This is a genomic window from Nostoc sp. UCD121 (genome assembly GCF_014222285.1).
Classification (GTDB): Bacteria; Cyanobacteriota; Cyanobacteriia; order Cyanobacteriales; family Nostocaceae; genus Nostoc.
Genome location: NZ_JACKZS010000004.1, coordinates 14,184 through 26,667, shown reverse-complemented (window position 1 = coordinate 26,667; position 12,484 = coordinate 14,184). Strand labels below are relative to the sequence as shown.

Sequence of the window (12,484 nt, the reverse complement as noted above, 5' to 3'; positions counted from 1 at the left end):
CTAAACTTCAAAGCTAGGTATTAAAACTTGCTACATCTGGTTTCTTACTACTAAATTTTGAATTCTGCTGTAAATAATAGCTGTGCTTGGATACCTATAAAATGAATCAAAAAATACCTCTGTCGTGGCTACAACTGACAAGGGAAAAAACTCGCCTAGCTGTGGCTTTAGCAGGAATTTCTTTTGCTGATATTTTAATGTTTATGCAACTCGGCTTCCGGGATGCCTTATATTATAGTAACGTTCGATTTCATAACAGCTTGCAAGGCGATATTGTCTTAATTAATAGTCAATCTAGTGCTGTTTTGGCGATGAGGAGCTTTTCTCAAAGACGTTTATATAAAGCTTTAGAGTTACCCGCAGTACAATCAGTACATCCTATATATTTGGACTTTACAATCTGGAAAAATCCTGTAACAGGTCGTCCTCGTAGTATTCTAATTTTTGGAATGAACCCAGAAACTAATATAGTTAATTTACCTGGTGTTCAAGAGAATTTAGAGAAACTTAAACTCCCTGATGTAGTTTTATTTGACCGTTCTTCTCGGATAGAATATGGACCTATTGCTGCTAATTATAGCCAAGGAAAGACTGTAACATCAGAGGTACGAAGGCGGCGAATTAAAGTAGAGGGACTATTTACATTAGGTGCATCATTCGGTGCAGATGGTAATTTAATTACGAGTGATATTAACTTTCTACGAATATTCAGTAATCGTCAAAAAGGATTAATTGATATTGGGCTGATTCGATTAAAACCGGGAGCAGATGCTCAAGTTGTTGCTCAAGAACTCCGACAATATTTACCTAAAGAGGTAAATGTTTTAACTAAGCAGGAATTTATTGATTTTGAGCGGAATTATTGGGCAAATAGTACAGCTATTGGATTTATTTTCACATTAGGGACTGTCATGGGTTTCATTGTAGGAACTGTGATTGTTTATCAGATCCTTTATACAGAAGTTGCAGATCACTTAGCTGAATACGCTACTCTCAAAGCAATAGGCTATACACAAAACTATTTATTAACCGTAATTCTTCAAGAGGCTTTGCTATTAGCTATTTTAGGATACTTCCCTGGAATAGTTTTTGCTTTATTTATGTATCAGAGTGCTAGAGATGCAACACTTTTACCAGTTTTTATGAGTTTTGACCGTGCCGTAATGGTCTTAATTTTAACTATGCTGATGTGCATTATTTCTGGTGCGATCGCAGTCCGAAAATTACGTTCCGCAGATCCAGCAGATATCTTTTAATTAATTTTTAATTAAGTAGACTTTATATTTGAGAATTAAGAAAACTTAATTTTTGAAAACCCAACTTACAACTAACAGAAACATGATAGAAAAAGAACCTGTAATTGCCATTAAGAATCTCAATCATTACTATGGCAAAGGCGCATTGAGAAAACAGATATTATTTGACATCAACCTAGAAATTTATCCTGGTGAAATTGTAATTATGACTGGGCCATCAGGTTCCGGTAAAACCACATTACTGAGCTTAATTGGTGGCTTGCGGTCTGTACAAGAGGGAAGTTTAAAATTTCTAGGTGAAGAACTCGTTGGTGTCAGTCAAAACAAACTGGTACAAATGCGACGCAACATTGGTTATATTTTTCAAGCTCACAATTTACTAGGGTTCTTGACTGCAAAGCAAAATGTGCAGATGGCGGTAGAGTTGAATGATAATATTTCTCAAACAGAAGCAATGGCTAAATCAAAAGCCATGCTGGGGTCTGTTGGTCTAGAAGAACGAGTTGATTACTACCCAGATAATCTTTCTGGTGGACAAAAACAAAGAATTGCGATCGCTCGCGCCTTAGTGAATCGTCCCCCACTGGTGCTAGCAGACGAACCAACAGCAGCATTAGACAAACAATCAGGACGCGATGTTGTGGAAATAATGCAGAGTCTGGCCAAAAATCAGGGAACCACCATTTTATTAGTGACACACGACAACCGCATTTTAGACATAGCCGATCGCATCGTAGAAATGGAAGATGGTCTTTTAACCCGTAATTCCTCAAATGCACCCATTTAGCCATTTGTCCTTTGTGAATGACCAATGACAGCCATAATTTATTGTCTAGCCGAGCCTGATTTTTTCATTCCAGGTTGGTTTGGCGGAGTTGGGGAATTTGGTTGGCGACTAGTACGGAAAGTCACATTCACGCCTTCATTTGATTGCTCCAGAACCAGCAGAGGCGTGGGTTTAGCCTTTTGATCCCAATGCATAGTAGCAATCCGACCTTGAATTGTTGGTTGCCAACTATCTTCATCTTCTATGGGGCTTAGGTAAGTTTCTATACAGTCAATAATTTGACTAATAGTTGCAGAAGTTGCTTGCGTTGGTAACTTCATTAACCGGACTTGAATGCGGAACAGCACTCGTTTAGCAGAATTTCCTGGGCTACCAGTTTCATACTCTACATCAAAAATTTCATCTACCTGCCGTCCAGCGCTATTAGCAATTCCGACAGATCCTTGTTGCGCTTGATTTGGCCGCAGGGCTTGAGTAACTTTTTCTTTGATCTGAATCTTCACTTGATTAAGGATTGCAAAATGAAACACCTCCTCTGACATCCGCATTCGCAGATAATCTAGGTTAAAGTCCCGTGAGTTGACCAAATCGGGATTAGTTTCCATTTTGCGAATCGTTTCCAGCGCCAGCTTAAACTTTTTCTCTAATTCTCGCGCGCGGAATTGTTCAAACTTAATTTTTTTCTCCAGCTTATCCATCTGGAGTTTACTATATACAATCAAAGCAATCACCACTAAAGCCAGTCCTCCAGAAGTTACCAACAATAACGTTGGTATTTGAGGATTACTTGCTGGCACTTCCTGGGATGCTTTTTTAGGCTTTCCTGGGGTTTGGGCAAGAAACATCGAAGTGGGCATGGTTGGAAAACTGAAAAACTTGACTCCTGATGTTTAGGATGCCCAAATCTTCAATGCCATCTTGCTGTATCATTAATATTTTTAACAGTTTTTACAAAACCGCGTATGTCCAGACACCAGAGCGTCCCTGTTCTGTCTGACGTTTCATCTACAAGCTTTAGCAATATTCGTCTGATAGCCACAGATATGGATGGCACGCTAACTAGACGAGGCAAATTTACTACCCTACTGCTTCAAGCTTTAGAAGATTTAGCGGCAGTTGACATTAAGGTGCTGATTGTTACAGGGCGTTCTGCTGGGTGGGTGAGTGGATTAAGTAGCCTGATGCCAGTGGCAGGTGCGATCGCAGAAAATGGTGGTTTGTACTTTCCATCTGGGAATCACAAACCAGCAGTATTAACACCTGTTTCCGATTTAGCCAAACATCGCCAGCACTTGGCTACGACTTTTGAAAATTTACAAACTAAATTTCCTCAAATCCAAGAATCTGCTGATAATCGCTTTCGCGTCACTGACTGGACTTTTGATGTAGCTGGTTTGAGTCAAGATGAACTACAAACCTTAGACAGTCTCTGTCAACAAATGGGTTGGGGATTTACCTATAGCAACGTGCAGTGTCACATTAAACCCCAAGGGCAAGATAAAGCTGTGGGATTGTTGCAGGTATTACGTGAATATTTGCCCCAGTATTCACCAGAACAAATTGTTACTGTGGGCGATAGCCCCAATGACGAAAGTTTATTTGATCGGCGTTATTTCCTGTTTCTGTAGGTGTGGCAAACGTTTTGGAATATATGAATCAGTTGAAATATCACCCTGCTTATATTACCAATGCTGCCGAAGGCGAAGGATTTTGTGAGTTATCTAGTTATATTTTGAAAAGCTTGCACATCCCAAGTTAGGGAGAAGTAAAGTTGTTCTACAATAATCTCGTAGCGCTGATTTTACAAGCATGACGGCTACTTTACCTGTTAGTGTCGAATCAGAAATATTCTACCCTAGTGCTGATGGTCAACCAGTTGCAGAAAGTTACGACCATCTTTATGCCTTGCTAACTACCTTAGAAGTCCTGCAACAGTATTTGGCAAATCGTCAGGTAACAGTATTGGGAAATCAATTTCTTTAATATGCACAAGGCTTTCTCAAGTTGCGGGTAGCCCCAAATGTGATGGTGATTTTTGATGTTGCACCCGGTGGTCGGGACAACTATAAAATCTGGGAAGAGGGTCAAGTACCCACAGTTATTTTTGAAATGACATCCTTTGGTACTAAGGGACAAGACGAAATCTTTAAAAAGACCCTCTATGAGCAGTTAGGTGTCAAGGAATACTGGCTATTTGACCCTAAAGGTGAGTGGGTGGAACAACAGCTACGTGGCTATCGCCTGCGGGGAGAAATTTACGAACCTATACAAGATGGGCGCAGTGAACCATTAGAACTGCGCTTGGTGGTTGAGGGAAGGCTAATTGGATTTTACCCTGAGGATACAGGGGAAAAATTACTGATTCCAAATGAACTGGCAGAAACTTTACGACAAGAAGTTTTAGCAAGACAACAGGCAGAAGAACTAGTAGAACAAGAACGTCAACGAGCAGAACATGCAGAATTGCAGATAGAACAGTTAAAGGCGAGGTTGCGTTCGCCCTTGGCGTTGGCGCAGCCATCGCTCAATGTAGACCCCGATACTATTCAGTAACATACAGGCTGTAAGTCCAGAAGTGCTGTAGCTATATCCATCGTAGACATTGCATCTATTTTTACTAAGTAATAATAGCTTCATGTAGTACCCTCAAACTTCATCATCTTTGAGACATGAATCACTAGACATCAGGAAATCTAATGATAAAGAGGTGAAGATTTAGCGATCTCTTTTTAACTGGTTACGAAACTAAGATACGTGTAATTTAATGCAAGACGGCTTGAAAAACTTTATCCTGTCTGGGTTTGGTAATTTGCTATATCTGAATTTTTCACCCATTAATTTACAACAGAAAATTAAGCCGTTCGAGATCATCTACCAGGTTTTGCTTATATCTCAGCCAATCCCAAGTAAACAATTTGTTACCTATGTCTTTGCTATATTTATTACCTTAGACAGAATACAATATATGGGGTATACCACGTTTCAATCTCAGAAATCTCAACAGTACTGATTTGATTGAGAAAACTGTTTTATACAGTCATTTTCAGAGGTTAGCGTTTTATTTACAACTTCCAATAGAAAGTCCGAGACCAATGTAAAGTCAAGAATTTACCTTTAAATACCGAGGTATTAAATTATGCAGGAAATTGAAAGATTCTTTAGCAACTTCTTCAGTGGCATAATCAACCGTTTTAAGTATTCTGCGATGGACGCTGCCGATCGCAAAATGAGAGAAACTATCGACGAGCAGGTAGAACAAAGACGACAAAAACCCAAGCCCAAGGATGAGGAAGAACGCTAGTAGATAGGTTTTTTGGGCTAGTTTAACGAATTCGTAATTTCTGAGTTCAATACAAGCATAGCGCTTCCTATTTTTGAGTCGGCAGCGCTATTTTATCGCCCTTAGCAAACACTCTAGCGAATGTGCTAACCTAGTATGGTTAACTAATCTCGCACATCTAAGAATTCGGGTGTTTCCCGATTGGGAAATACACTTGGATGGAGGTTTAACCCGAATCGGAGTTGAAAAATATATGCCAGTAGTTTCATTGGCTCAAATGATGGAGTCAGGGGTTCACTTTGGGCATCAGACCCGGCGTTGGAACCCAAAAATGTCTCCTTACATTTATACTTCCCGCAATGGCGTGCATATTATCGACTTGGTGCAAACTGCCCAGTTGATGGATAATGCCTACAACTACATGCGATCGCACGCTGAACAAGGAAAGAAATTTCTTTTTGTCGGCACCAAGCGCCAAGCAGCTGGAATTATCGCCCAAGAAGCTAGTCGTTGTGGTTCCCACTATATTAACCAACGCTGGTTGGGCGGAATGTTGACCAACTGGGCAACCATCAAAACACGGGTTGACCGTTTGAAAGATTTAGAACGCCGTGAAGAAACAGGCGCACTAGATTTATTACCTAAAAAAGAAGCCTCAATGCTACGTCGGGAAATGACGAAGCTTCAGAAATATTTAGGCGGCATTAAAACAATGCGGAAAGTGCCCGATATCGTGGTAATCGTAGACCAACGACGGGAATATAACGCAGTTCAAGAATGCCAAAAGCTGAATATTCCCATTGTCTCCATGTTGGATACAAACTGCGATCCAGATGTAGTAGATATCCCCATCCCAGCAAACGACGATGCTATCAGATCAATTAAACTGATAGTCGGAAAATTGGCAGATGCCATTTATGAAGGTCGTCACGGTCAGCTAGATGCTGAAGATGATTACGAAGATTACGACGGTAGTGAGTATGACGATGACTACGAAGAAACCGAATATACTGATGCCGTAATTCCCGAAGAGGAAACAGAAGAATAGTGCTGTTAGCGGAAAGCTAAGGTTTAGCCCGTGCTGAGTAAGATAGAAAGACTCAGCAAATTTAATAGTGCTGAGTCTTGATTTTTGAAGTTGTTAAGTTGTGATTTGTCAATGAAGAATAAAATTGATGACTGAACACTCAAAACTCAGCACTCAGCACTAAATTAGGTGAGTGATTACAACTCGAGGTCAAGTTAGGAATTGAGGCAAAATGGCGGAAATATCTGCAAAACTCGTCCAAGAGCTACGCCAAAAAACTGGTGCCGGCATGATGGACTGCAAAAAGGCGCTGATAGAGACTGAAGGCAACGTAGAAGAAGCCGCAGACTGGCTACGGAAAAAGGGCATCTCTAAAGCGGGGGCAAAAAGTGATCGCATTGCGGCAGAAGGTCTAGTAGACACTTACATTCAGCCTGGTGGCCGAGTGGGTGTACTCATTGAAGTCAACTGCCAAACCGACTTTGTTGCTCGTAACGAAGCTTTTAAAGCTTTAGTTAAGAATCTAGCAAAGCAAGCAGCGACAGCTGATAGTGTTGAGTCTTTGCTGGCTCAACCTTATATTGAGAATGAAAGTGCGACTGTAGAAGAATCCATCAAGCAAACTATTGCCACCCTTGGTGAAAACATCCAAGTGCGCCGTTTTGTTAATTTTGCAATAGCAGAAGGCACACAAGGCGTAGTAGACAGCTACATTCACACTGGCGGTCGAGTTGGTGTATTAGTAGAACTGGGTTCCCAAACTGAGTCAGTGGCTACTAACTCAGAATTTCAAAGCTTGGCACGGAACACTGCAATGCAAGTTGCGGCTTGTCCAAATGTCGAGTATGTAAGCGTAGACCAAATCCCCGCCGAAGTTGCCCAAAAAGAAAAAGATATTGAAATGGGCAAGGATGATTTGGCGAACAAGCCAGAGAATATCAAAGAAAAGATTGTTCAAGGACGGATTGAAAAACGCCTGAAAGAATTGACTTTGATCGATCAGCCTTACATCCGGGATCAGAGTATTTCCGTCGAAGACCTTTTTAAGCAATCGAAGGCGAAATTAGGTGAAGAGATTCAAGTGACTCGCTTTGTCCGCTATATATTGGGCGAAGGCATTGAGAAGCAAGAAATGAGCTTTGCTGATGAAGTCGCTGCACAAATGGGCGGTAAGTAATATTATTGGTCATTGGTCATTGGTGAGCCAGTGCGGTCTTCTCCCAAAGGGAGAGGCTAGCGCTAAGGGGGTTTCCCCCATGAGCAACTGGTGAACCCGAGGGGTCATTCACAAATGACAAAAGACAAATGACTCTTTACCAAACAGGTCAAGCAAATAGCCTGACCTGTGTTTTTTTAGTAGAGACGCGAAATATCGCACTTAATTTAAAATCTAAACTTCTTTAGGAAGTTATTATAAAATAAATTCGTACATTTGTACTATGTAATAGTTCACATGGACAAGAACGAAAAGATATGGCAAGAGCAATCGAGCGAATTGAACGGGATATTGCAGCATTAAAAGAAGCGATTCGGGCGATCGCAGTAGAGCTACAAACCGCTTATGCTAGTTATCTAAACACCTTGGGGCTAGCTGTACGAAAACAGTTGATTCTAGCGAGTTATCACCTTTGTACACAGGGGTATCCCGAAAACTTTCTGCATCTGTCATTGAATCAGCGCCAGCAATTGCAACAAGCCATCCGCAAGTTGGGGCAAGTGGCAGCCGAACAATTGCTCACTTCTATTAAGAGTGAGGAACTTGGTTTTGATAAAGGAGATGAAGATGAAGATGAGGAGAATAAGGAAGTAACATCTTCTGAACTTCTGGAAACCTCGAATTCTCAGTTTCTCACCGCCGACACCTCTAATCCTATAGAACTAGTAAAATGGCAACAGAACTTAGAAGAAGTAACGCAAGATATACTGAAAAAACTATCGCATGATGCTAATGTTTTAATACAAAAATCTGGAGTATTACCTAAAAAATTACCAGAACCGATTTTAGCAGCAGCGGCTGCGGCTGCATCAGAAGCATCGGCTGAGGTCATGCCAGGACCACCCAACTTATTAAACTTAGTAATTGAAATTGAAAATGAGCAGCAGTCAGAAGATTCTGGGCTGACGCAAATTATGGCTATTAACCTGCGGCTAGGAGAAATTGAATTTGCTGATGTGGCACTCTCCTCTGAACGCAGGCAAATCCGCAGTATTTTAGTTCAGCTAAACAAGCTAGGACGAGAGTATCAAAAGAAACATCGAGAAAGAGCGATCGCTGAAGCTGAAGCTGCATGGCGTGCTAGTTGGTTTGAGGATTAGTCATTTGTCCTTTGTCCTTTGTCCTTTGTCCAGAGTCAAATGACCAATGACCAATGACCAATGACTAATGACTAATGACTAATGACTAATGACCAATGACCAATGACCAATGACTAATGAAAAACCAGATTGGATACGATTGCACAAAGCCTTGGCAATAGAAGCCGAACGGGGCTTTACAGACTTGGTGGGCAGAGAATATCGCTTCAGTGAATTTTTAAGCCTGACTTTGGGCAAATTCCCAACAGGTTTACCCCAAACTGAACGCCGCCGTTGGCAAGGACTAGCAGTGCAATTTGCTAGTTATCCACATCTAGCACTGGAAGAAAGACAACACTTAGTAGCAGAAACTCGTAGGTATCTCTCACAACTCCAGCAAGATGAACAGGGGGAAGACGGGAAGCAGGGGAGAATTAATCAATTAAAAATTCAAGTTGCGCTTCCAGCGCACCAAAGGCGCGACCCGAAATCTCCAATTGTTAGTGAGGTGAGTCGGAGACTTGCACCGAAAATTGACCAAAAACTCAGTGATTTACCAGAAATAGGTTTCAAAAAAGCTGATAATTTGGCACGGCTTGGTTTACACACCGTCCGCGACTTGCTTTTCTATTATCCTCGTGACCACATTGACTATGCGCGTCAGGTGAATATCCGCGAGTTACAGGCGGGTGAGACGGTGACAATAGTGGCTACAGTGAAGCGTTGCAACTGCTTTACTAGCCCTAAAAATCAGAAATTATCAATTTTAGAACTGGTCGTAAAAGATAATAGCGGTCAAATCAAAATTGGTCGTTTTTACGCAGGTACGCGCTTTAGTAGTCGTGCTTGGCAAGAAAGTTTAAAACGCCGTTATGCAGTAGGTAGTATTCTAGCGGCCTGCGGGTTGGTGAAAGAAAGTAAATACGGCTTGACATTAGATAATCCAGAACTAGAGGTTTTGGCAAATCCAGGAGATTCGATTGAGTCGCTGAATATTGGGCGAGTAGTACCAATTTATGGATTGACTGAAGGCGTGGTGGCGAATACAGTCCGACAGGCGGTAATTGCTGCTTTACCTGCTGCGGCTAACCTGAAAGACCCTTTACCAAGTGGTTTGCGGCAGAAATATGGTTTGATGGAATTGAAAGATGCGATCGCTAATATCCATTTTCCCAGCGATAGCGCTGCCCTACAAGTTGCCCGTCGTCGCCTAGTTTTTGATGAATTTTTCTACCTACAACTTGGGTTACTGCAACGTCAGCAGCAAGCAAGAGCGATTCAAACTAGCGCCATCCTTGTCCCACGAGGGCAACTTGTAGAAAAATTCCACGAAATACTGCCTTTTAAACTCACTGGCGCACAGCAACGAGTTCTCAACGACATTCTCAACGACTTACAAAAACCCATGCCAATGAATCGTTTAGTGCAAGGTGATGTCGGTTCAGGTAAAACGGTCGTCGCTGTGCTAGCTATCCTCGCAGCAATTCAATCTGGCTACCAAGCGGCGTTAATGGCTCCCACAGAAGTTTTGGCAGAACAACATTATCGTAAGTTAGTTAGTTGGTTTAACCTCCTACATTTACCAGTAGAATTACTGACAGGTTCCACCAAAACTGCTAAACGAAGACAAATACATTCTCAGTTAGGAACTGGTGAATTACCTCTCTTAGTGGGAACTCATGCCTTAATTCAAGACTCTGTAAACTTCCAGCAACTGGGTTTAGTGGTGATAGATGAACAGCATCGCTTTGGAGTAGAGCAACGGGCGCGTTTGCAACAAAAAGGCGAACAACCCCATGTGTTAACTATGACAGCTACGCCGATTCCCCGAACCTTGGCACTGACGATACACGGGGATTTGGATGTGAGCCAAATTGATGAGCTACCACCAGGACGGCAAAAGATTCAGACAACAGTATTATCGGGTCAGCAACGCAACCATGCTTACGACCTCATCCGCCGAGAAATTGCCCAAGGTAGACAAGTTTATGTGGTTTTGCCCTTGGTCGAGGAATCAGAAAAACTGGATTTGCGATCGGCTGTTGATGAGCATCAAAAGTTACAAGAAAGTATTTTTCCCGATTTTCAAGTGGGATTACTGCACGGTCGTATGAGTTCAACCGAAAAGGACGAATCCATTACCAAATTCCGTGATAACCAAACACAGGTTTTGGTTTCTACTACCGTTGTCGAGGTTGGTGTAGACGTACCTAACGCTACAGTAATGCTCATTGAAAATGCGGAACGATTTGGCTTATCGCAACTGCACCAATTGCGAGGGCGTGTAGGTCGTGGTGCGGCTCAATCTTACTGTCTGTTGATGAGCAGTTCCAGAAGTCCTGATGCTCAACAACGGTTGAAGGTGTTAGAACAATCTCAGGATGGCTTTTTCATTTCTGAGATGGATATGCGTTTTCGGGGCCCAGGGCAAGTACTGGGAACTCGTCAATCGGGAGTGCCAGATTTTACCTTAGCAAGTTTGGTTGAAGATGAAGAAGTTTTACTTTTAGCGCGGCAAGCAGCAGAAAAAATAATAGAGATGGATGTTACTCTAGAGCGCTGGTATTTGATGAAAGAAGAGTTGAAGTATCGATATGAACGGTTAATGGGTGGAGCGATTTTGACGTAATGTGACCGGATGAAATACCAATCTCATAAGTATTTAATCACAATGCTTGCTGCCTTTCGGCATAGGCTTCATAAACACCCTTCACGTTGTACCAGTTCAGAAAAATTCGAGCAATTTCTAAAGCTAACTGCGGTTTGCCTAAATTAATTAGCCATTGCAATAACGGGGCCATTGTCCGTTCATTGAGTGCGCCATTGAGTGAAAGAATTCCCCAAAGTAAGCGATGCAGCCAAGTCATTTGAATCATCATTCGCACTTCCCATGTGGGATGCTTTTGATAAAACAAAACTCCCATACGTCCGCGTTGAATTTCTTGGTCAATTAATCTGGGAATTTGCTCTAATTTAAATGCTGGATGCCAGTGATATCCTACAGCTTCTGGACATTTAATTAGTGTCAAACCTAGTTTTTTCAGCCGCACACCCAATTCTAAATCTTCCCAGCCATAGAGTTGAAAACTAGTGTCAAAAAGTCCGGCTTTCTCTAACCAATGTTTAGGGATTGCTACATTTCCCGTAGCAAAAAAAGCTGCTGAAAAATCTGTGACTTTGTAGGGTTCAGCCGTTGGGTTATTGAAATTACAAGTATTAATAACTGCACCGTAAGTGAAAAAGCGATCGCTCCCCAATTTCTCTTGTCCCTGTACCAGTGCATTAGCATGAGCTTGCAGGAAATTCTTCAGCACTACTAAATCACTATCAATAAAGATAATTGTGTCTCCCAGTGCTTCTTTTACTCCCAAATTCCGAGCCGCAGCCGGGCCAGCATGATCTTGTTGAAACCATCGCACATGGCGAAACTCTTCTTTGTGTTCTGCCAACCACTCCAATGTGCCATCAGTAGAACCATCATCCACCAAGATAATCTCGTAATTAGTAACCGAACTTGGCTGGCTTAACTCTTGCACCTCCAAGGCGCGGAGGCACTTTTCTAAAATCGGTTGGCGATTATAAGTCGGTATCACAACGCTGAAAAACACAGTCTCACCCACAACATTATTTATCCATCTCCAGGATAGGACAGATGGGGCGCTGACACTGTTCCTTATGCAATTCTGGTTACGGAAATGGTCAATCTGCTGGGCATTTGAAAATAAGTATATGACCTTACCACATTTTAAATCTGAAAGGATGCATTTTTGTGTGTCTGCTCAAGATTATTTTTTTCAGTTACAGGTTTTTATACTTGAAGCCATATTACTGTTTTAAAA

Annotated in this window: 9 protein-coding genes and 2 pseudogenes; 9 read left to right on the top strand and 2 right to left on the bottom strand. The window is 41.8% G+C overall.

Features of this window, described 5'->3' with window-relative positions; all coding sequences use genetic code 11:
- Nucleotides 1-101 precede the first annotated feature (101 nt).
- Both devC and GNF10_RS01585 read left to right on the top strand, forming a co-directional pair.
- Nucleotides 102-1,256 (top strand): ABC transporter permease DevC, encoded by a 1,155-nt coding sequence (gene devC, locus GNF10_RS01590; protein WP_185585722.1) that lies wholly within the window; start codon nucleotides 102-104, stop codon nucleotides 1,254-1,256.
- An 82-nt stretch (nucleotides 1,257-1,338) separates the two neighbouring features.
- The gene (locus GNF10_RS01585) at nucleotides 1,339-2,043 is read left to right on the top strand and encodes a DevA family ABC transporter ATP-binding protein (protein WP_012411823.1); all 705 of its coding nucleotides are present in this window, start codon (nucleotides 1,339-1,341) and stop codon (nucleotides 2,041-2,043) included.
- Between the two features lie 38 nt (nucleotides 2,044-2,081).
- On the opposite strand, the gene GNF10_RS01580 is transcribed toward GNF10_RS01585, so the two are convergent.
- Nucleotides 2,082-2,900, bottom strand: coding sequence for a hypothetical protein (locus tag GNF10_RS01580; protein WP_185585723.1), 819 nt, complete (start codon nucleotides 2,898-2,900; stop codon nucleotides 2,082-2,084).
- Nucleotides 2,901-3,005: 105 nt separating this feature from the next.
- Here GNF10_RS01580 and GNF10_RS01575 point away from each other — a divergent pair.
- From GNF10_RS01575 to recG, 7 genes and pseudogenes are all read left to right on the top strand, one after another.
- Nucleotides 3,006-3,802 (top strand): annotated as a pseudogene (locus tag GNF10_RS01575) (HAD family hydrolase).
- Between the two features lie 50 nt (nucleotides 3,803-3,852).
- Nucleotides 3,853-4,596, top strand: a pseudogene (locus tag GNF10_RS01570) (Uma2 family endonuclease).
- A gap of 583 nt (nucleotides 4,597-5,179) precedes the next feature.
- Nucleotides 5,180-5,344 (top strand): hypothetical protein, encoded by a 165-nt coding sequence (locus GNF10_RS01565; RefSeq protein WP_179073221.1) that lies wholly within the window; start codon nucleotides 5,180-5,182, stop codon nucleotides 5,342-5,344.
- Between the two features lie 232 nt (nucleotides 5,345-5,576).
- The gene (rpsB, locus tag GNF10_RS01560) at nucleotides 5,577-6,371 is read left to right on the top strand and encodes a 30S ribosomal protein S2 (RefSeq protein WP_163934263.1); all 795 of its coding nucleotides are present in this window, start codon (nucleotides 5,577-5,579) and stop codon (nucleotides 6,369-6,371) included.
- A gap of 211 nt (nucleotides 6,372-6,582) precedes the next feature.
- Nucleotides 6,583-7,527, top strand: coding sequence for a translation elongation factor Ts (gene tsf, locus GNF10_RS01555; protein WP_185585724.1), 945 nt, complete (start codon nucleotides 6,583-6,585; stop codon nucleotides 7,525-7,527).
- 296 nt (nucleotides 7,528-7,823) lie between these two features.
- The gene (locus GNF10_RS01550; protein ID WP_185580614.1) at nucleotides 7,824-8,666 is read left to right on the top strand and encodes a hypothetical protein; all 843 of its coding nucleotides are present in this window, start codon (nucleotides 7,824-7,826) and stop codon (nucleotides 8,664-8,666) included.
- 109 nt (nucleotides 8,667-8,775) lie between these two features.
- Nucleotides 8,776-11,274, top strand: coding sequence for an ATP-dependent DNA helicase RecG (gene recG / locus GNF10_RS01545; RefSeq protein ID WP_185580615.1), 2,499 nt, complete (start codon nucleotides 8,776-8,778; stop codon nucleotides 11,272-11,274).
- Nucleotides 11,275-11,311: 37 nt separating this feature from the next.
- Here recG and GNF10_RS01540 read toward each other — a convergent pair whose 3' ends face one another.
- The gene (locus GNF10_RS01540; protein WP_185580616.1) at nucleotides 11,312-12,265 is read right to left on the bottom strand and encodes a glycosyltransferase; all 954 of its coding nucleotides are present in this window, start codon (nucleotides 12,263-12,265) and stop codon (nucleotides 11,312-11,314) included.
- Between the last annotated feature and the right edge of the window lie 219 nt (nucleotides 12,266-12,484).

Bases quoted from the DNA above. Each gene is read 5' to 3' on its own strand.
- devC (WP_185585722.1), top strand. From the start codon at position 102: ATGAATCAAAAAATACCTCTGTCGTGGCTACAACTGACAAGGGAAAAA.
- GNF10_RS01585 (WP_012411823.1), top strand. From the start codon at position 1,339: ATGATAGAAAAAGAACCTGTAATTGCCATTAAGAATCTCAATCATTAC.
- GNF10_RS01580 (WP_185585723.1), bottom strand. From the start codon at position 2,900: ATGCCCACTTCGATGTTTCTTGCCCAAACCCCAGGAAAGCCTAAAAAA.
- GNF10_RS01565 (WP_179073221.1), top strand. From the start codon at position 5,180: ATGCAGGAAATTGAAAGATTCTTTAGCAACTTCTTCAGTGGCATAATC.
- rpsB (WP_163934263.1), top strand. From the start codon at position 5,577: ATGCCAGTAGTTTCATTGGCTCAAATGATGGAGTCAGGGGTTCACTTT.
- tsf (WP_185585724.1), top strand. From the start codon at position 6,583: ATGGCGGAAATATCTGCAAAACTCGTCCAAGAGCTACGCCAAAAAACT.
- GNF10_RS01550 (WP_185580614.1), top strand. From the start codon at position 7,824: ATGGCAAGAGCAATCGAGCGAATTGAACGGGATATTGCAGCATTAAAA.
- recG (WP_185580615.1), top strand. From the start codon at position 8,776: ATGACTAATGAAAAACCAGATTGGATACGATTGCACAAAGCCTTGGCA.